At 67.5% G+C, this 19,144-nt stretch carries 15 protein-coding genes; 4 read left to right on the forward strand and 11 right to left on the reverse strand.

Annotation, left to right across the window (positions count from 1 at the left end; genetic code table 11):
* Positions 1 to 44: 44 nt before the first annotated feature.
* Together NC595_RS01415 and NC595_RS01420 are read right to left on the reverse strand one after the other, a co-directional pair.
* On the reverse strand, positions 45 to 1,670 hold the full coding sequence (locus tag NC595_RS01415; RefSeq protein ID WP_253564375.1) for a tetratricopeptide repeat-containing sulfotransferase family protein: 1,626 nt from the start codon (positions 1,668 to 1,670) through the stop codon (positions 45 to 47).
* A 155-nt stretch (positions 1,671 to 1,825) separates the two neighbouring features.
* Positions 1,826 to 4,906: a TonB-dependent receptor gene (locus NC595_RS01420; RefSeq protein WP_253564377.1), complete on the reverse strand. Its 3,081-nt coding sequence runs from the start codon at positions 4,904 to 4,906 to the stop codon at positions 1,826 to 1,828.
* 427 nt (positions 4,907 to 5,333) lie between these two features.
* Here NC595_RS01420 and NC595_RS01425 point away from each other — a divergent pair, with 427 nt between their 5' ends.
* From NC595_RS01425 to NC595_RS01435, 3 genes are all read left to right on the forward strand, one after another.
* On the forward strand, positions 5,334 to 6,719 hold the full coding sequence (locus NC595_RS01425; RefSeq protein ID WP_253564379.1) for a M16 family metallopeptidase: 1,386 nt from the start codon (positions 5,334 to 5,336) through the stop codon (positions 6,717 to 6,719).
* Positions 6,716 to 8,191: a M16 family metallopeptidase gene (locus NC595_RS01430; protein ID WP_253564380.1), complete on the forward strand. Its 1,476-nt coding sequence runs from the start codon at positions 6,716 to 6,718 to the stop codon at positions 8,189 to 8,191. Before NC595_RS01425 ends, NC595_RS01430 begins: the two co-directional genes overlap by 4 nt.
* 182 nt (positions 8,192 to 8,373) lie before the next feature.
* Positions 8,374 to 8,904: an acyloxyacyl hydrolase gene (locus NC595_RS01435; RefSeq protein WP_253564382.1), complete on the forward strand. Its 531-nt coding sequence runs from the start codon at positions 8,374 to 8,376 to the stop codon at positions 8,902 to 8,904.
* A 42-nt stretch (positions 8,905 to 8,946) separates the two neighbouring features.
* On the opposite strand, the gene NC595_RS01440 is transcribed toward NC595_RS01435, so the two are convergent.
* Positions 8,947 to 9,297, reverse strand: coding sequence for a DUF3147 family protein (locus tag NC595_RS01440; protein WP_253564384.1), 351 nt, complete (start codon positions 9,295 to 9,297; stop codon positions 8,947 to 8,949).
* 91 nt (positions 9,298 to 9,388) lie between these two features.
* Here NC595_RS01440 and NC595_RS01445 point away from each other — a divergent pair, with 91 nt between their 5' ends.
* Positions 9,389 to 10,387, forward strand: coding sequence for a cation diffusion facilitator family transporter (locus NC595_RS01445; protein ID WP_253564386.1), 999 nt, complete (start codon positions 9,389 to 9,391; stop codon positions 10,385 to 10,387).
* A gap of 10 nt (positions 10,388 to 10,397) precedes the next feature.
* On the opposite strand, the gene NC595_RS01450 is transcribed toward NC595_RS01445, so the two are convergent.
* The 8 genes from NC595_RS01450 to NC595_RS01485 all read right to left on the reverse strand — a co-directional run bounded on the left by NC595_RS01450 (position 10,398) and on the right by NC595_RS01485 (position 19,117).
* Positions 10,398 to 10,994: a c-type cytochrome gene (locus tag NC595_RS01450; RefSeq protein WP_253564388.1), complete on the reverse strand. Its 597-nt coding sequence runs from the start codon at positions 10,992 to 10,994 to the stop codon at positions 10,398 to 10,400.
* 13 nt (positions 10,995 to 11,007) lie between these two features.
* Positions 11,008 to 12,114, reverse strand: coding sequence for a copper resistance protein B (locus NC595_RS01455; RefSeq protein ID WP_253564389.1), 1,107 nt, complete (start codon positions 12,112 to 12,114; stop codon positions 11,008 to 11,010).
* Entirely contained in the window at positions 12,111 to 13,865 is a 1,755-nt protein-coding gene (locus tag NC595_RS01460) for a copper resistance system multicopper oxidase (RefSeq protein ID WP_253564390.1), read from the reverse strand. The genes NC595_RS01455 and NC595_RS01460 overlap by 4 nt, the downstream gene beginning before the upstream one ends.
* A gap of 93 nt (positions 13,866 to 13,958) precedes the next feature.
* Positions 13,959 to 14,336 (reverse strand): hypothetical protein, encoded by a 378-nt coding sequence (locus tag NC595_RS01465; RefSeq protein ID WP_253564391.1) that lies wholly within the window; start codon positions 14,334 to 14,336, stop codon positions 13,959 to 13,961.
* 60 nt (positions 14,337 to 14,396) lie between these two features.
* A complete protein-coding gene (locus NC595_RS01470) occupies positions 14,397 to 14,726 on the reverse strand; it encodes a hypothetical protein (RefSeq protein WP_253564392.1) in 330 nt (109 codons plus the stop codon).
* A gap of 93 nt (positions 14,727 to 14,819) precedes the next feature.
* Entirely contained in the window at positions 14,820 to 16,346 is a 1,527-nt protein-coding gene (locus NC595_RS01475) for a DHA2 family efflux MFS transporter permease subunit (protein WP_253564394.1), read from the reverse strand.
* 96 nt (positions 16,347 to 16,442) lie between these two features.
* Positions 16,443 to 17,639 carry an HlyD/EmrA/EmrK family protein gene (locus tag NC595_RS01480; protein WP_253564396.1) on the reverse strand — a complete coding sequence of 399 codons (1,197 nt, stop codon included), beginning with the start codon at positions 17,637 to 17,639 and terminating at the stop codon, positions 16,443 to 16,445.
* Positions 17,640 to 17,647: 8 nt separating this feature from the next.
* Positions 17,648 to 19,117: an efflux transporter outer membrane subunit gene (locus NC595_RS01485; RefSeq protein ID WP_253564398.1), complete on the reverse strand. Its 1,470-nt coding sequence runs from the start codon at positions 19,115 to 19,117 to the stop codon at positions 17,648 to 17,650.
* Positions 19,118 to 19,144 lie beyond the last annotated feature (27 nt).

Consider the following 19,144-nt stretch of genomic DNA (forward strand, 5'->3'; position numbering starts at 1 on the left):
AAGGCGAAGGTGAGCCGTGGTCCGGTTGCGTCTCGATCATCCGCCTACACAGCCGCATCACGGTTTTGGGTGGGTTCGAGCGCTTTTCGAAGCGGCTCGAGATGATCGGCGTAGCGCTTCCATCCGGCAACGCCGCGGCGATTGAGCGGCTCGCGCACCTGCGCGGCACTCGGTGTCGTCACCGGAAAGGGATTCCGCTCCGGATGCAGGCAGGCGTCGTTGAACGGGAGGCCGCAGTCGTGCATCAGTTCGCGCAGCACCGACTCGGGATCGGCCACCAGGTCCGCGTAGGAGACCTCGATCATGGCGCCGGGATAGTCCTTCCGCCACGCCTCGACGATGCGCTCGTAGCAGACATGGAAGTGGGCGACCCAGGCCAGCTCGTTGCACCAGGGCGACACGTCGCCGAACATCGCGCGGTAATTCGAGAAGCACACGTCCATCGGATCGCGCACGAGGTGCAGGATGGGCGCATGGGGCAACGCCCGGCGGATCAGCGGCACCAGCTGAACGTTGATGGGCAGCTTGTCGACGAAATACTTCCGGCCACCCGCCCGCCAGGCGGTCTGTTCGAGGTAGCGACGTCCGAGTTCGACTGGATCGACCCGGTCCAGCCGCTCGAGCGCCCGGTGCATACCGGCATGGCCGGACGGCGGCACGTTGGCCAATCGATGCAACTGGCGCAGGAAGTCGTTGATCTCGCCTGCCGGCGCCACGTCGGGGTGCGCGGAGATCATCCGGTCCAGCAGGGTGCTGCCCGATCGCGGCATGCCCACGATGAAGATCGGCGTCGGCCGGCCGTGCACGTGGCCGGGCTGGAAAGCCGCCGGCTGCACGTGGCGGCGCATCGAGGCGACGATGTGCCCGGTGATGGCCGATTCGGCCTCCGCGTCATAGGGGTTGAGGTTCCGCAGAATACCCTTGCTGCGGGACAGGGCCTCCCACGCGCCGGAAACATCCCCCAGATCGTCAAGTTCCTTCGACAAGGCTGCCTCGAACTGCGCGAGGTTCAGCATGTGGGCGGGTGCTTTCTCCGTGCGCGCATGCAACTCCTTCAGGCGCATCTGCAGTGCGGTCACGTGATTGCTGCCTGGCGTCTGGCGACGCAGGTTTGCACGCGCCTGGGCCGCCGTCCCGAAGTTGGGCGCCAGCCTGACGCACTCTTCCAGCAGGCGGTCGGCCGCCCCGGCGTCTCCCCGGAAGTGGCAGAACATTGCATGGAGATGCAACTCGTCGGGTGCGCGTAATCCCGAGCGGTAGGCACGCTCGATCCATTCGAACGCATGATCGACCTCACCGGTCATCCAGCGCAGGTGAGCGATCGCGGCATGCAGGTGGGCGGTTCCCCGCAGACGCTCCAGGCGGTCGATGCATCGGCGGGCGACCTCGACCTCACCATGGAAATTCAGACGCCTTGCCAGCGCGATCAGCGCCGAAGGGTCATCGTCGGAGATGCCTGCCGCTTCGACGAGGACCCTGGCCGAGGCATCGAAGTCGCCGGCCTGCAACAGCAGGTGCGCCAGCTGCAATCGCGGCGGATACAGCGTCGGATGGCCCTGGACGATTCGACGCTGCAGGTCTGCAGCGTCGGCGAAACGTTGATCGTCCTGCAGCGCCTGAATGGTCCGCTGCAGGTCTGCCAGCGGGAGCGATGATGGCGAGATCGACATGGAATAAGTGGAGGACCGGCAGGAATCCCGAGCATAACGCACCCCTTGCGGGACAACGGCACTCACGCCGGGCATGCAACGCAAGACCTCTTCGGCAAAAAAAAGCCACCGACCCGGAGGTCGGTGGCTCGCTTGGGCGGAACAGCCTTGCGCTATCAGTAGTCGTAGGACACCGACAGACGCATGTAGCGCGGCTGCTGGAAGTAAATGCCCATGCCGTAGGTGTTGCTGATCACGTGGTTACCCGCTTCACCCACCGGATCGGTCTGGATCGCCTTCTGCTCGTTCAGCACGTTGTAGATGTCGAACTTGAAGGCGAGCTTCTGGTTGGCAAAATCCGGGGCGTAGCGGACACCCAGGTTGATGGTCTTGGTCCACGGGGTGTGGCCCGGATCGCCCGGATGGACGATCTTGCCGGAACACCAGTGGTAGTTGCCGCCACCACCCTGGTTGTAGCCGGTCGGATCGCCGTCGGCGTTGGGGCCGTAGTAGCCCAGGCACTCCTTGGGCGTACCGGACTGGATCAGCGCGGTGGCCGATACCAGCCACTCGGGGGTGAACATGTAAGCACCGCGGAAACGCAGCGAGTGCTTGCGGTTGTTGATCAGCTCACCGTCCTGGCCCTGCATCAGCTGCCAGGAGTCCCAGTCTTCCGTCTTCGACACGTCGGCCTGGCCGAAGTCCGAACGCACCTGGCCCTCGGTGTTGCCGATGCCGTGGGAGTAGGTGTAGTCGACGCGACCCATCCACTTGCCGTCGAACGGGTGCTCCAGGTACAGGTCCAGCGAGGTGATCTGACGCTTCACACCCTTCAGGTAACCCCAGTCCTGCTGGTTCATCTTCACGATGACCGAGCCGGTGCCGTCGTCGCGGGTAACCAGCAGGTCGTTGGTCAGGCCCGGATTGATCAGGCGGCAGTAGGCGGCGCCATAGAGCGAGTCGTAGTACTGGTTCGGATCCAGACCCATCTTGGTCATCTTGGCCGCGATCTGGCCCGGCGAGCACTCGTCGTCGATGGCCGTCTTCAGGTCGCGATAGGTGAGCTTGGCACCGTAGGTCCACTTGTCGTTGAGCTGCTTGTCGAAGCCAACGATGTACTCGTCGAGATACTGCGCCTTCAGGTTGCGCGCGGTCACCTGTTTCGGATCCTTCGCGCCGCCGGTCTCGCCGTCGGGCGAAATCGGACCCTTGTACTGGGTGAGGCCCGTCGGAATGCCGTTGGCATCGATGCCGGTGTAATCGTAGTAGGTATACAGGAGGGTCGAGCGGGTCGCTGCACGCTCAGCCGCATTGTTCGGCAGGGCCAGATAGTAACGACCGGCATTGCCGTACACCTTGAACGACGAGTCACCGTTCACGTCCCAGCTCACACCCAGGCGAGGCTCCCACTGGTTCTTCTCATCCACGAACGCCTGGTGCAGGTCGTTGTAGTTGGTGAACCGGTCGTTGCGCAGGCCGAGGTTCAACTGCACGTTCTGCGAAACCTGCCAGACGTCCTGGAAGTAGTACGCCTTCTGCGACAGCGACATGCTTGCCAGCTTGGCGAAGTGGATCTGGCGAGCGATGTAGTGCGTGCTGCCATCATCGTTCTGGCCGGTGGTGTAGCTCCAGTAGTAGCCGTTGGCGGCGTTGAACGGATCGGAGATGCTGGCGTTCGGACCGCTGGCGTAGGTGCCTTGGTCGTGTGCCTTGTAGTACTGGTTGTCGATACCGACGCTGAGGTCGTGGTCGCCCAGGCGGTAATCGAAGTCAACGCGCAAGCCGCGGGTATCGGATGTGGCATCGATCGCGCTCAGGCTGGTTACCGTCTGCGCATTGCGGATCTGCTGGCCGCCCGTGTACGCGGGATTCTGGTACTGGGCGCGGGAGATGAACGGCAGGTCGCTCAGCGCGCCGTAGATCGTCGGGTTCGTGAAGTGGCCCTTGCCGTACTCCACGCTCAGCGTGCCGTTGTCACCGATATAGCTGGTGTACTTGCCGATGTAGAACGTGGCGGTGTCTTTGGTGCGGTTGCTCGGCTGGACGAAGCTACCCGTGGACAACGTGGTGTAATCGTAGTTGTACAGCGAGCCACCGCCATTGTCCTGGCGATCCTGCAGGGTGGTCAGCTCGAGGACGTTGTTCTCGTTGATGTTCCAGTCCAGCTTGCCGTAGATCTTGTTTTCCTTGTTCGTGTAGAACGATTCACGGCCGTTGTCGAGGTTGCCAACGTTGGTGCCCTTTTCCTTGGTCTGCTCGGCCGACAGGAACATGTACAGCTTGTCCTTGATCAGCGGACCGCCCACGTAGCCGGAGTAGATCGTCTGCCAGCTCTTGTTCTTGCTGCGATCCCAGTAGAGGGTCCCCGGCGCGCTGGGGTCGGCCAACTTGAAGGCCTTGCCGTCCGGCGTCGGTCCCGGAATGGTCGGGTGGCCGTAATAGACGTCCTTGCCGCCCGACGAGAGATACTTCGGCGCCCAGGCGATCTGGCCACCGAAGTGCCACTCGTTGGTGCCGCGCTTGCCGATCTGGTTGATCACGCCGCCGTCGGAACGACCGTACTTGGCGCTATAGCCGCCAGTCAGGGTCTGCTGCTGGTCGATCGAGCCGTAGGGCAGCGAGAAGCCACCGATGTTGCGGTACGGCTCGCCGGTGTTGTAGCCGTTGATGTAGTACGCGTTCTCGGAAACGCTTGAGCCGCCGAACGAGACGGCGTTGCCGAAGTAGCCGCTACCCTGGACGGTACCCGGCGCGAGCAGTGCGATCGACTCGGCGCTGCGGCCGACCGGCAGCTGCTGCAGATCCTTCGAGGTGATGATGGTGCTCGAGGTCACGCTCGATACGTCGATGGTCGGCAGCGCGCTGGCGACGACCTGCACCGCGCTCAGGTCCTGCGCATTCTGGCTGCTGGCGAACGGCACTTCGGTACCGCCGCCGACCGTCACGTTGACGTTGTCGCTGGTGGACACCACCTGGCCGTCCTTGAGCAGCGAGACGGTGTACTTGCCGACCGGCAGGTTGCTCGCCGAATAGCGACCGGAAGAGTCGACCGGCACCGTGCGGGTGGCACCATTGGAGACGTTGACCACCTTGACGGACTCGCCCGAGGCGACCGGAGCGGTGCCGAAGATGGAGCCAGTGGTGGACTGGGCAATCGCGGCCGTCGAAGTGAGGCCCATACCGATTGCGAGCGCGAGCGCCAGCGCGTTGTGCCGGGGGGTGAGCCCCTGCAGGGAATTACGCTTGTGAAGTGCCATGTTTTGCTGATCTCCCCAGATCTGCCCAAACGGGCTGAGAAAAATTCGGACGCTCGTAATTGGCGACCGGCTTTGAACCTCCTTTCGGTGTTAGGCATCCGATGCATACCGGGCTCTCGCGAGGAACCGCGCAGACATCCCGTCTTGAGACTTTCCCCTGGGTGGTCCCCTGAGCCCGACCACCGCTCGAACCTACGACGGCCTCCTGGCAGTGTCAACAATTTCTTAGCAACTGCCAAAAGGCGCTGGTTTCGGCAATTTCCGAGCCGGCGCAGTCACATTCGCCCGCATGCGATGGTGATGAGAGGGAGCCTCTCAACAGGCATGCGACGAGGGATGGATGGAAGCCGTCTCCCAAAGGTCACGTGCCTGCACGCGGCCCGGGCTTGCTAACGTGGATGGATCATCCGGGAAAGGAGATCCGCCCATGCACCCTCGTCTACGGGCCGCCGTCCGGCTCGTGCCCCTCTTGCTGCTGACTGCTGGCACCACGCCAGCCCTGCACGCGGCCGAACTCGTTGCGCCACCGATTCGGTACCACGAGCACACCCTGGCCAACGGCCTGCAGGTGATCAGCGTGGAGGACCACGCCAGCCCCACCGTCACCGTGCAGGTCTGGTATCACGTCGGCTCGAAGGACGACCCGGCCGGCCGGTCCGGCTTCGCCCATCTGTTCGAACACCTGATGTTCAAGAGCACGGCGCATATGCACGCCGAGGAAATGGACCGGCTGACCGAGGACGTCGGCGGCGCCAACAACGCCTCCACCGGCGACGACATCACCAACTACTTCGAGGTGATTCCGGCCAACTACCTGCGCACGCTGTTGTGGGCGGAGGCCGAACGCCTGTCCAACCTCAACGTCGACGAGAAGAACTTCACCTCCGAGCGCGCGGTAGTGGAGGAGGAGTACCGCCAGAGCGTGCTGGCCAATCCCTACGGCAAGCTGTTCAACGCGATCGATCCGCACTCGTACACCGTGCATCCATACCAGCGGCCAACCATCGGCAGCATCAAGGACCTGGAAGCCGCCTCGCTGGCCGACGTGATCGCCTTCCACAAGACGTTCTACCGACCGGACAACGCCACCCTGATCGTCGCCGGGGACTTCGACCAGAAGGAGCTCGACACCTGGGTGGACGACTATTTCGGCGGGATCCCGAAGCCTTCCACACCCGTGCCGCAGGTCACCGCACAGGAGCCGGCGCGCACCGCCGACAGGCGCTACACCGAGACCAGCCCCACCGCGCCGCTGCCGGCGATCGCAATGACCTGGTTGATCCCACCGGCGCGCTCGTCCGACACCATCCCGCTGCAGGTTGCCGCAGCACTGCTGTCGCAGGGTGATTCCTCGCGGCTTTACCAGGCGCTGGTGTACCGCACGCAGATCGCCCAGCAGGCGGGTGCGGAGGTCGATGGGCGGGTGGGTCCCGGCCTGTTCACCGCCTACGCCATTCTGGCCAGCGGGCATCAGCCGGCCGAGGCAGAAAAAGTGCTGCGCGACGAGATCGCCCGGCTCGCCGACCAGCCGATCCCGGAGGCCGAGCTGGCCAAGGTGAAGACCCAGTTGCTCACCGGGGAGCTGGAGCGGCGCCAGACGCCGATGGGTCTGGCTTTCGCGCTGGGCCAGGCGACCCTGACCGAAGGTGACCCGGCCCGGGTCAACACGGATCTGGCTGCGCTGCAGAAGGTATCGGCCGCCGACGTGCAGCGGGTGCTGCACCAGTACGTGACTGGCGCACACAGCGTGACCATCGATTATCTGCCGCAGCCGAAAGCTGTGCCGGCCAACCGCCAGGGAGCGACGAAATGAGCCGAGCCATCCACCGCCTTGCCCTCGCCGCGCTGATCACCGCCAGCTTTGCCTGCCGCGTCGCGGCGGCCGACTTCCCCACCACGCCACCGGCGCCGGGGCCCGCGCCAGCGCTGCACATTCCCTCGCCGGTACGCCAGATCCTGCCGAACGGTCTGGAGGTCATCAGCGTGCGACGCGCCGACCTGCCGCTGGTCACCGCCCGCCTGCTGATCCGCCGCGGCGGGGAGATGGATCCCCCGAAGCTCGCGGGCCTGGCCAGTCTGACCGCCAATCTGCTGACCAAGGGCGCGGCGGGCAGGACCGCGCCGCAGATCGCCGCCGATGCCGAGGCACTGGGCGGCTCGCTCGACGCCTATGCCGGCTGGGACCAGAGCAGCGTGGGCATCACCGTCACCACCCCCAAGATCGACGCCGCGCTGGCCCTGCTGGCGGACGTGGTGCGCCAGCCGACCTTCGCGCCGGACGAGCTCGCGCGCGCGCGCAAGCAGGCCGCCGACGATCTGGAACTGCTGCTCAGCCAGCCCACCGCGCTGGCTTCGCTGGCCTCGTCCCGCGCGGTGTTCGGCGAGGGTGCTTACGGGCATCCACGTGGCGGCACGCCCGAGTCGCTCAAGCGGATCACCCGCGCCGACGTGCTCAAGCTGCACGAAGAGCTTTATCGGCCGGACAACGCGATCCTGGTGATGACTGGCGACATCACCCCCGAGCAGGCATTGGCGCTGGCGCAGCGACGCTTCGGCGACTGGGCGAAGCCCGCCTCCGCGCTGCCGCCCCTGCCGGCGGCCAACGGCCACCCGACGCTACCGGCATTGCTGGTGATCGACCAGCCAGGCGGTGGCCAGGCTGGCGTGGTGGCCGCTCACGCCGCACCGCGCCGCGACGATGCGCGGTTCTACGTGGGCACGGTAGCCAACGCGGTACTCGGGGGCTCCTACTCGGCCCGACTCAACGAAGAGATCCGCATCAAGCGCGGCCTCTCCTACGGGGCCAACAGCAGTTTCGATCCGCGCCGCGATGGGGGCCTGTGGCTGGCCTCGGCACAGACCAAGAATCCCTCCGCGGTGCAGGTCGTGCAGCTGATGCAGGGTGAGTTCGACCGGCTCGGCAAGACCCCGGTGGCGGCCGCCGAACTGGCCGCGCGCAAGGCCACCCTGGTGGGAGCCTACGGTCGCAGCCTGGAGACCACCGCCGGACTGGCCCGCCGCGTCGGCGAGCTGGCGGTGTACGGGGTGGATCTCGACGAGGTCGGACGGTACGTCGATGCGGTGGAGGCGGTCACGCCTGCGCAGATCGAAGACTATGCCCGCGCGTACCTGGGTCCGACGGGACGCCATGTCGTGGTGGTCGGGGATGCATCGGTGTTCGCCGCAGCGATGCACCGGGCCTATCCGCAAAGCCGGCAGATCAGCAAAAAATTGCTCGATCTGGACAACGCGAACCTGGAAGCATCGGGGCACGGTTCGCACTAGATCCCGCGCCAGCAACAGCCTCCCGGGCCCGGGCGAGTGATCGCCCGGGCCTTTTCGTTGCCCCGCGTGAACGCTCTGTCCATCAGTTCGCCAGGGGAAATGCACTGCATTTCGACACATCTTTTATTAAACTATGCGGTGCAGTAACCCTCCCAACCCCCAAAACGCAAGGACTCCCCACCGTGCGCGCAACATCTCCCCTCCGCCGCCTTGCCCTCGCTGCCGCCCTGCTCGCGCTCCCGGTACTGTCGCAGGCCGCGACCCGGATCGAAGTGCAGGCCGGTCGCAGTTACATGGACTCCCATGGCGCGAACACCGGCTTCGTCGAGGCGGTTTTCGCTCCCCACGCGATCGGCACCACGCGCTTCACCTGGTCACCGGATGTCTCGGCCGGCTGGATCGACGGCCGTAGCCTGTCGCAGTTCCGCGGCATGCGCTACGACACGAGCCCGTCGGTCGCGCTGATCGCCGCCGGCGCGCGCCTGCGCACCACCGACGAGAGCACCTGGTACCACCCGGTGTTCTTCAGCTTCCAGGTCGCCGGCACCAACCACACCACGCAGGCGCTCTCCACGCACTACCAGTTCGTCAGCACGCTGGGCCTGCAGTTCGACCACGTCACCGTCGGCATCCGCCACATCTCCAATGGCAGCACGCACAAGCCGAACCGCGGCGAGACGATGGCCGTGGTTGGCCTGGGTTTCGACATCTGAGCCGGGCGCCGCGCATCCGGCGCCGCAGCGCCGGATGCCACGTCAAAGCAGGCGGATCCCGAACGGCTTCACCGCCCAGGCGAACAGCGCGAAGCACACCACGGTGATCACCGCGCTGATGGCCAGCGCAGGCCAGAAGCCGAAGCGCGACAGCAGGCGCGGGAAAGCGAGGAACATCGGCAGGGTCGGCACCACGTACCAGAACGTGTACCAGGCATGGTTGGCGACCTTCTCCACTGGCTGCTTCTCCACGTGCAGCCAGATCAGCGCCAGCAGCGTGACCAACGGCAGCGAGGCGATCAGCGCACCGGCGCGATCGCTGCGCTTGGCCGCCTCGGAGACGATCACCACCACGGCGGCGGTGATCAGGTACTTGGTGATGATCCAGGGCATGGCGCGGCTCGCGATCGGTGGCGTGTGATGGCATAACGACAGACCGGCATCGTATCGTCTCGCCTCGTTCCCGCCGCAACTGCGATCCTCCGTGGCCCACTCCTCGCACCATCCGCACGATCACGCCCACGATCACCCCCGCGATCACGATCATCGTGACCACGGACATGACCACGGCCACAGCCACGCGCTGGCCAAGGACGCCGACCGCCGCTATCTCGCCGCGGCACTGGCGCTGTTGCTGGGTTTCACTGCCGTGGAGGTGGTGGTCGGCGTGGTCGCCGGATCGCTGGCGCTGATCTCCGATGCCGGCCATCTGCTCACCGACGCCGCCGCCATCGCGCTGGCGCTGTGGGCGATGCACCTGGCCGATCGACCCGCCACCGGCAGTTACACCTTCGGCCTCAAACGGGCGGAAATCCTCAGCGCCCAGGTCAACGGGCTGAGCCTGTTGCTGCTCTCGGTGTGGTTCATCGCCGAAGCGGTGATCCGGCTGGTCAGGCCACCGCGGGTCGACGGCGAGCTGGTCACCCTGGTCGCGACCGCCGGCATCCTCGTCAACCTCGCCGCGGTGTGGGTGATGAGCAAGGCCAACCGGCAGAGCCTCAACGTCGAAGGCAGCTTCCAGCACATCCTCACCGACCTGTATGCCTTCATCGCGACGGCCGTGGCCGGCGCGGTGGTGTGGTGGACCGGCTGGAACCGGATCGACTCCGTCGCCGCGCTGGTCGTGGCCGGGCTGATGTTCAAGGCCGGCTACGCGCTGGTGCGCGATGCGGGCCGGGTGTTCCTGGAAGCCGCGCCGCGCGGGATGGAGCCGGCAACGATCGCCGAGGCGATGCGGGCGGTCGAGGGCGTGACGGCGGTGGAGGATCTGCACGTGTGGGAAGTCACCTCGGGCTTCCCGGCCCTCTCCGCCCACCTGTTCGTCAGCCGCGCGCTGGACTGCCACGCCACCCGCCGCCAGGTGCAGGCGATGCTGGTCGAGCGCTTCGCGATCCAGCATGCGACGCTGCAGACCGACCATGCCGACGAGGGCGAGTCCAGCGACCGGCCCGACTCGCCCTGCGCGTTCACGCACGCGCACTGACGCCGCCGCGCTAGTGTCGGCCGGCGGACGATGTTCTGGCCGGTGAATCGGCCTTCGCGTCATCCTGCATGCCACCATCCATGTCGTCGTCCGGCGGCGCCCGGGCGACGATGTCGCGATACTGTGCCGGGCTCAGGTCCGGTAGCGTCTGCAGGAACGCCACCATCGACCAGATCGTGGCGTCGTCGTGGCTGGTGCCCCAGGCCGGCATCGCACTCATCTTGATGCCGTGCTTGATCGCCCAGAAGGCCACCTTCGGGTCGATCCGCACCCGGGTCAGATCCGGCGGCTGCGGGTACAGGCCCGGGCGGATCTCCGAATGGCGCATCACCGGGGTCAGATGGCACTGCGTGCACATCGCCGCGTACTGGCCGGCCCCCTGGAGGATGCGCCGGGGATCGGTCAGGTCCGGAACCCGCAGTCCAGCCGCATGGGTGCGCAGCGAACGCTCGCGGAGCACGGTCAGCAACGCGGCAACCGGTCGCGTGTGGGGCGCATCCGCGCCGATGTCGTAGCGGCCGGCATAGACGAACAGGAGCAACCCGGCGGCGGACAACCCCGCGGCGACGAGCACGCCGAGCAGGAACGGACGAAGCGATGTCTTCATGAGAGTCTCCCGGTCAGAACCAGAGGCGCAGGCCGACCACCAGCTGGCGGTCGGATACCGGCTGCCCAATGGCGCGGGCGAAGTCGGCGGTGCGGCCAAGTCGGCGCACGAACTGCATGCCGACATACGGTGCCAGCTCGCGACGGATCTCGTAGCGCAGGCGCAGGCCGAACTGCACATCGGAGAAGCCCCGGCCGATGCCGCGCGCGGGGTCGTCGCGCCCGTACAGGTTGGCTTCGAGCTCCGGTTGCAGGATCAGTCGCTGGGTGAACAGTACTTCGTAGTCCGCACGCAGTCGCGCGGCGGTACGCCCGGAAAGCCCCACGTAGCCCGTGGCTTCCACGTCGAACCCGTAGGGCGCCAGACCCTGCACGCCGACCGCCAGCCAGTTGCGGCACGGGCCATCACCCAGGTCGTGGCGGACACCCAGCGTGGTGTCCCAGTAGGCCGCGACGGCGTGACTCCACAGCGCCTCGAGATCGCCCTCAGCCACGCGGCCAGCGCTGCGTTCGCCTTCGCTGCGTACCAGCAGCTTGTCGTTGTCGTTGCCGTACCAGCCGTGCAGCTCCCAGCGCTGGCCATGTTCCTCGCGTCCCGCGAACGACTCGAGCCGGTCGAACTGCAGCAGCGCGAAACGGGCCTCCTCGCCCATGTCCATGCCCGGCAGGTGACTGGGGGCGACGCCGTCGGAGTAGTCCGGACTGCGGGCATCGGCTGGCGGCGGACCGCCCTGCATGCGGCCCATGGCCATGGCGCGGGCGGACGGCCCGGCCGCGTCGCCCTGGGCAGACATCCCCGTCATGGTGCCCGGGTGCATGCCCTGCGAGCTGGCATCGTGGATGCCGCGCTGTGTGCCGGGGGACATGGCATGCCCGGCCGGCGCTGCTTCGCCACGCATCGGCGCCGGCACGCCGCTGGCGGCGCGGGCGGGCATCGCCGTGCCACCCATCGTGGACGACGCCGGGGCGGGCGCGCTGGCGGCCGGGGCGGGCATGTCCATGCCCGGCATGCCATCCATCCCGGCATGCTGGTGCTGGGCGGTTGCCGGGAGGGCCAGCACGGCGAGGAAGATCGCCAGGGCGGCGGCGCGGATCGTCGGCCGGTTCAGACGGATGCTCATGACACCACCACCTCGCGGAACATGCCCGCCTCCATGTGGTAGAGCATGTGACAGTGGTAGGCCCAGTGCCCCGGCGCATCGGCGGTCACGGCGTAACTCACGCGCTGCGCCGGCTGCACGTTGATGGTGTGCTTGCGCACCTGGAACGATCCGTCGGGATTCTCCAGCTCGCTCCACATGCCATGCAGATGGATCGGGTGATTCATCATGGTGTCGTTCACCAGCACGATGCGCAGGCGCTCGCCAGCGCGGAAGTGGATCGGCTTCGCCTCCGCATAGGGCACACCGTCGAAAGACCAGCGGTAACGGGCCATGTTGCCGGTGAGGTGCAGCTCGATCTCCCGCCCGGGCGAGCGCGGATCGAGCGGCCCGCCGAGCGTGTGCAGGTCGGCGTAGGTGAGCACGCGCCGGCCGTTGTCGCGCAGGCCGATGCCCGGGTCGTCGAGGTTGTCGCGGGGCATGTCCACGTGCATGTCCACGCCGGGGCCGTATTCGGTGCGCGCGTGGCGGGCCATCGCCGGGCGCGCGTCCGCTGCGCCGGACATGCCCATGTCGGGCATCGCATGGCCGCCATGGCCCATCGCCATCGCTCCCATCATGTCGACCATGGTCAAGCGCGCGCGCGGATCCAGCGGCGGCACCGCGGCGGCCATGCCGGGACGCGGCGCCAGCGTGGCGCGGGCGTAGCCGCTGCGGTCGATGGCCTGGGCGAACACGGTGTAGGCACGGTCGTCGACCGGCTCCACGATCACGTCGTAGGTCTCGGCCACGCCGATGCGGAACTCATCGACGCTGACCGGCTCCACGTCCTGGCCGTCGGCGGCGACCACGGTCATGCGCAATCCCGGAATCCGCACGTCGAAGAAGGTCATCGACGAGCCGTTGATGAAGCGCAGCCGCACCCGCTCGCCGGGGCGGAACAGTCCGGTCCAGTTGCCGGCCGGCGCAGTGCCGTTGACCAGATAGGTGTAGGTGGCACCACTGACGTCACTGAGGTCGCTCGGGCTCATCCGCATCGTGTTCCACATGCGGCGACCGGCCAGCGCCTGCTGCAGACCGTGCTCGCGCACGTCGCGGAAGAACTCCGGGGCGGTCGGCTCGGCGTAGTTGTAGTAGTCGCTGTGGCGCTTGAGCGTGGCGTAGATGTGCTCCGGATCGTCGTCGGTCCAGTCCGACAGCAGCACCACGTGCTCGCGGTCCGCCGGGTGGTGCTCGCCGTCGGCCGGGGCGACCACGATGGCGCCGTACAGCCCGGTCTGCTCTTGGAAGCGGCTGTGCGAGTGGTACCAGTAGGTGCCGGACTGCCTGACCGGAAAGCGGTAGGTGAAGGTCTCGCCGGGTGCGATGCCGGGAAAGCTCAGGCCCGGCACGCCATCCATCGCGGCCGGCACCAGGATGCCGTGCCAATGTATCGAGGTCGGCACGGCCAGGCGGTTGGTCACGTGCAGGGTGACCTCGGTGCCCTCGCGCCAGCGCAGCACGGGGCCGGGCACGCTGCCGTTGATGGCCGTGGCCAGCCGGCGCCGCCCGGTGAAGTCGACCGGCTGCTCGCCGATCGCGAGCGCGAAGTCGGTGCCGGGCAGCTCGGGCGTCGTGCCGACGGCGGTCGCCGCCGGGTGGCCCCAGGCCGAGGCCTTCGGCACGATGCCGAGCGCCACGGCGCCGCCGCCAAGCGCGCAGCCCAGCACGAAGCGGCGACGGGAAAGATCCGGCCACTGCACGGCCGGGGGATGGAGGGAAGATCGGTTCATCGGTGACTCCTCGCGCGACGGCGCCTGCCGCAATGCGCATACCCATGGGCCCGACCGACGACAGGCCGGGCGGGAGCGGTCTCGGGGTAGGACTCAGACCAGGGGAGGGCGCAACGGAGGGCTGCCGAAGCGGCGCGGAGCGGTACCGGCGGCACTGCCGGCCGGACTACCTGACGGCGGCAGCGGGGCGAGTACCGCGCTGTCCGGCAGGATCGGCAGGGCGGCGGTGCAGTTGGCTGGGCAGGCGCAATGCCCGCCGGCGGCACCGCAGCAATCGGGCATGCCGGTGTGGGCGTCCAGCATCGCCGCGTGATGCATGGCAGCAGCCGCCAACGTCCCCATCCCGCCGTGCATGGCCGGATGGACGGCAGCGAGCACGCCGCCCCCCTGCAGCGCGAGTGCGAGCCAGGCCAGCAGGCCCAGCGCCCACAGGCGCGGCGATCGACGGAGCAGGTGCGGAGCCGGCAACATGCGCGGGAGACTAGGGGGAACCGGCGGCCCGCTCAACGCTGGAGCAGGCTCCATGCCGGCTCAGGGCTGGCTGTACCCCAGGTGCAGGGTGATCTTGTCGCCGGGCTTGAGGTTCTTCATCGCCGGCGGCGGGAAATGCACCACCAGCGCCATCCCGGCGGAGTCGACCTTGACCAGCCCGGTGGTCGGGTCGGCCGAGGTGACCGTGGCCGGCATGCGGTGCGAGCCTTTCACATACTGGGTGCCGTGCAGGCGCTGCATGTGCTGCATGTGCTGCATCGGCGACATGGGCGCGGAGCCGGCGGCGGCCGGCATGGTCTGGGCGCAAGCCGTTCCGACGGCCAGGGCCACGGTGGCGAGGCTGGCGGCGAGCATGGTGCTGCGGTTCATGGCGTTCTCCTCGAGCGTGGGGATCGGGACGAAACCGCGCCACGATAGCGCGCACCGTGTTCAGTTCCCCTGAAGACGGCGCGCGCGCAGCGCTCAGTGTCCGCCCGAGGAGGGACCGGCCTTGGCCGCGAACGGCGGCTTGGCCAGCCAGATCACCGCCACCAGCGCGAGGAAAATCCAGCCCAGCATGTGGAACACCTCGTTGAAGGAGATCTGGTAGCCCTGCTGGGTGATCATGCCGTTGATCATGCCGGCGGCCAGCTGGTCGTTGCCTCCGCCGAGCTGCTCGATCGCTCCGGCGGCCACCGGATTGTAGGGATTGATCCGCTCGGCCAGCTGCGCGTGATGCACCACCGCGCGGTGCTCCCACAGGAAGGTGGTGATCGAGGCGGCGAAGCTGCCGCCCAGGGTGCGCAGGAAGGTCGCCAGGCCGGAGCCTGCGGCGATCTCGTTCTGCTGCAGGTCCGACAGCAGGATCGACAGCACCGGCATGAAGAACAGCGCCACGCCTAGGCCCTGGATCAACTGCACCAGCGCCACGTGGGTGAAATCGATGCCGAGATAGAAATCCGAGCGCATGAAACAGGTCACGCCCATCACCACGAACGCGGCCGAGGCCAGCAGGCGCAGGTCCATGCGATGCGCGTACTTGCCGACGATGAAGGTCAGCAGCACCGGGATCACGCCCAGCGGCGCGGTGGCGAAGCCCGCCCAGGTGGAGGTGTAACCGAGGTTGCGCTGCAGCCACAGCGGCACCAGCAGGCCGATCGAGAAGAACGCGGCGTAGGCCAGCACCAGCGCCAGCGTGCCGGCACTGAAGTTGCGGTGGCGGAACAGTTTGAGGTCGACGATCGGATCCTTGTCGGTCAGCTCCCAGATCAGGAACACCGCCAGCGCGATCGCCGAGACGATGCTGGTGACGATGATGAAGGTGGAGTTGAACCAGTCCTCGTCGTTGCCCTTGTCCAGCACCACCTGCAGTGCGCCGACGCCGATGATCAGGGTGATCAGGCCGACATAGTCGATCTTCGGACGCTGGGTCTGCTCCACCCGTTCGCGCATCTGCGCGGCGACCACCGTGCTGGCGAAGATGCCGATCGGCACGTTGATGAAGAAGATCCACGGCCAGGAGTAATTGTCGGTGATCACGCCGCCGAGGATCGGGCCGGCGATCGGCGCCACCACGGTGACCATCGCCAGCAGCGCCAGCGCCATGCCGCGCTTGGCCGGTGGGTAGATCGAAATCAGCAGACTCTGCGTGATCGGGTACATCGGCCCGGCCACCGCGCCCTGGATCGCGCGGAACAGGATCAGCATGCCCATGCTCTGCGACACGCCGCACAGGAACGAGGTCAGCGCGAACAGCAGCGTAGACCACACGAACAGCTTCACCTCGCCGAAGCGGCGGGTGAGGAAACCGGTGAGTGGCAGCGAGATCGCCATGCTCACCGCGAACGACGTGATGACCCAGGTGCTCTGGTTCGAACTCACGCCGAGGTTGCCGGCGATGGTCGGCAGCGACACGTTGGCGATGGTCGTGTCCAGCACCTGCATGAAGGTCGCCAGCGACAGGCCGATCGTGGTCAGCGCCAGATTGGGGGGGCGGAAGGCAGTGCTCATCGGACTCAATCAGTCAATGTTGTAGGAGCGCACCCTGTGCGCGAACGCTCTTGGTCACGTGACGGGAAACACCGCACACGGGTGCGCTCCTACGGGTTATTTGGAGCGTGCTAGGTTGGCGTGGATGATCCGGGCGATCAGGTCATCCGCCTGTGCCAGCTGCTTCTCGTACACGTCGGTGTTGAGGATCGGCGCGGCCGGCGTCTGCTGGGCCAGCATCGGACCCTTCTGGTCGTGCAGGCCCACCTCCACATCGCTGGACAGGCCGATGCGCAGCGGATGCGCGTCGAGCTGCTTCGGCTCGGTGAACACCACCCGCACCGGCACGCGCTGCACGATCTTGATCCAGTTGCCGGTGGCGTTCTGCGCCGGCAGCAGCGAGAACGCGCTGCCGGTGCCCACGCCCAGGCTCTGCACCTTGCCCTTGTAGACCACGTCGTCACCGTACAGATCGGTGGTGATCTCTACCGGCTGACCGATGCGCATGTGGGTGAGCTGGGTTTCCTTGAAGTTGGCGTCGATCCATACCTGATGCAGCGGCACCACCGCCATCATCGGTGCGCCCGGAGCCACGCGTTGGCCGAGCTGCACCGAGCGCTTGGCGACATAACCGTCGACCGGCGCCACGATGGTGGTGCGCAGGTCGTCGAGGTAGGCAGCGCGCAGCTTGGCGGCGGCGGCCTGCACATCCGGGTGCGAGGCGACCACGGTGTCGTCCACAAGCACCTTGTTGGTCTGGTACAGCTGCTCGGCGTTGGTCAGCGCGCTCTCGGCGGCGGCCAGCGCATCGCGGGCGTGCGCCAGTTCCTCGGCCGAGATCGCGCCGGACTTGACCAGATCCCTGCGGCGCGCGAAGTCGGCCCGGGCCTTGTCGACCGCCACCTTGCGCGCGGCGACGTCGGCCTGGGCTCCGGCCACGTTGTTGTACAGGCCGCGCACTTTGCGCACGGTGTTGGCGAGGTTGGCCTTCGCTTCGGCCAGCGCGACCTCGGCGTTGCTCTTGTCGAGCTTCACCAGCACGTCGCCGGCATGCACCAGGTCGCCGTCGTCGGCGCCGATGGTGACCACCGTGCCGGGAATCTGCGGCGTGATCTGCACGATGTTGCCGTTGACGTAGGCATCATCGGTCGATTCGTACCAGCGGCCATCGAGGAAGTACCACACGGTCCAGCCGATGGCGGCCAGGACGATGACGATAAGCAGCAGGCGAAGGAGCAGGCCACGGCGGTTGTTGGCCGGCTTGGCCGGTGCGCTGGCCGGATTGTCGGCCGTCGGAGTGTTGGGGCTGGACATGGTCGGCCTCAGGAATGATCGGAGGGGGGAACGGGGGAGGAAGAAGCGGCGGGCGGGACGGCGCTCGCATCGCGGGGCTGGTAGCCACCGCCGAGCGCGGCAAGCAGCTGCACCGAGGTATCGACCTGCTGCGCTTTCAGCGCGGCCATGCCCTGCTCGGCCTGCAGCAGCTGCTGGCGCACCGTCAGCGCCTCCAGGTAGCTGCCGACACCGGCCTTGTAGCGCTGCTCGGCCAGCTTCCAGGCGTCGCGGGCGGCATCGAGGGCATGCTGCTGGGCATCGATCTGGGTGCGCAGCGAATCGAGCGCGGACAGGTCGTCCGCCACCTCGTTCACCGCGCCCACCAGGGTCTGGTTGTACTGCGCCACGGCCATGTCGTAGGCAGCATCCTGGCGATCGAGATTGGCGCGCAGGCGGCCGCCATCGAAGATCGGCAGGCTCAGCGACGGTCCGAACTGGTAGAACCGCGCCGGCAACTCGAACAGGTTGTGGCCGCCGGTGGCGAGCAGGCCGGCCATCGCGCCGATGCTGACGTTGGGGAGGAACTCGGTCTTGGCGGCCTTGATCTGCTTCTGCGCCGCCTCGACCCGCCAGCGCGCCGCCACCAGGTCGGGGCGGTGGCCGATCAGGTCCGCGGGCAGGTTCGCCGGTACCGCCACGGCGGCGGGCTGCAGCACGGCCGGCCGGTCGATCGAAAGGCCGCGGTCCGGACCCTTGCCGAGCAGCACGGACAACGCCGAACGGGCCGCATCCACCGCGCGATCGGCCACTGCCTGCTGGCGCTGGGCCTGCGCCACCTCGGCGTCACCCTGCTTGAGCTGGAGCTGGCTGTCGATCCCGGCGGCGACCCGCTGCGCGGTCAGCTTGCGGGCTTCGCTGGCGCGCTGGTACTCGGCATCGGCGACGTCCTTTTGGGAGAAGGCGTAGCCGAGCCGCGCGTAGGCGCGGGCGACATTCGCGGACAACTCGATGCGCGCGGCGCGCGACTCGACGTCGGCGGCCCTGGCTGCGCCGACGGCCGCCTCCCAGGCGGCTTTCTTGCCGCCCCACAGGTCCAGCCCCCAGTTGAAACTGGCGTAGCCATACTCGGCCTTGAGGAAATGGCCGCCGATGGGGACCGACGCCGGCAGGCGAGCGCCGGATATCGCCGCGCCCGCATTCACGCTCGGACCGCGCGCGGCGTTGGCATCGACCACGGCCGTCTGCGCCTCGCGGGCACGGGCATCGGCGACGGCCAGGCCCGGGTTGTCGCGCAGCGCCTCGGCGATCAGCGCGTCGAGCTGCGGATCGCCCAGCGAGGTCCACCAGTCCTGGTTCGGCCAGGTGGCCTCGGCGGCGTGCGCGCGCGCCAGGCTCTGGCCGGTGGCCAGCGAGGACGGGTCGGTCAGCGTGCCGTTCGGATGCAGGCCGCCGCTGGTGGCACAGGCGGCCAGCAAAAGCGAAAACCCGATGCCGGCCGCGAGGTGGTGCAGGCGCATGATCGTGATCTCTGGGGAGAGGGTGTG

The sequence above is a fragment of the Dyella lutea genome, assembly GCF_024158035.1.
GTDB lineage: Bacteria > Pseudomonadota > Gammaproteobacteria > Xanthomonadales > Rhodanobacteraceae > Dyella_A > Dyella_A lutea.

What these genes read in the sequence shown, in the direction of transcription:
- NC595_RS01430 (WP_253564380.1), top strand. Translation starts at nt 6,716, where the DNA reads ATGAGCCGAGCCATCCACCGCCTTGCCCTCGCCGCGCTGATCACCGCC.
- NC595_RS01415 (WP_253564375.1), bottom strand. Translation starts at nt 1,670, where the DNA reads ATGTCGATCTCGCCATCATCGCTCCCGCTGGCAGACCTGCAGCGGACC.
- NC595_RS01465 (WP_253564391.1), bottom strand. Translation starts at nt 14,336, where the DNA reads ATGTTGCCGGCTCCGCACCTGCTCCGTCGATCGCCGCGCCTGTGGGCG.
- NC595_RS01425 (WP_253564379.1), top strand. Translation starts at nt 5,334, where the DNA reads ATGCACCCTCGTCTACGGGCCGCCGTCCGGCTCGTGCCCCTCTTGCTG.
- NC595_RS01485 (WP_253564398.1), bottom strand. Translation starts at nt 19,117, where the DNA reads ATGCGCCTGCACCACCTCGCGGCCGGCATCGGGTTTTCGCTTTTGCTG.
- NC595_RS01455 (WP_253564389.1), bottom strand. Translation starts at nt 12,114, where the DNA reads ATGAGCATCCGTCTGAACCGGCCGACGATCCGCGCCGCCGCCCTGGCG.
- NC595_RS01450 (WP_253564388.1), bottom strand. Translation starts at nt 10,994, where the DNA reads ATGAAGACATCGCTTCGTCCGTTCCTGCTCGGCGTGCTCGTCGCCGCG.
- NC595_RS01470 (WP_253564392.1), bottom strand. Translation starts at nt 14,726, where the DNA reads ATGAACCGCAGCACCATGCTCGCCGCCAGCCTCGCCACCGTGGCCCTG.
- NC595_RS01460 (WP_253564390.1), bottom strand. Translation starts at nt 13,865, where the DNA reads ATGAACCGATCTTCCCTCCATCCCCCGGCCGTGCAGTGGCCGGATCTT.
- NC595_RS01475 (WP_253564394.1), bottom strand. Translation starts at nt 16,346, where the DNA reads ATGAGCACTGCCTTCCGCCCCCCCAATCTGGCGCTGACCACGATCGGC.
- NC595_RS01440 (WP_253564384.1), bottom strand. Translation starts at nt 9,297, where the DNA reads ATGCCCTGGATCATCACCAAGTACCTGATCACCGCCGCCGTGGTGGTG.
- NC595_RS01480 (WP_253564396.1), bottom strand. Translation starts at nt 17,639, where the DNA reads ATGTCCAGCCCCAACACTCCGACGGCCGACAATCCGGCCAGCGCACCG.
- NC595_RS01420 (WP_253564377.1), bottom strand. Translation starts at nt 4,906, where the DNA reads ATGGCACTTCACAAGCGTAATTCCCTGCAGGGGCTCACCCCCCGGCAC.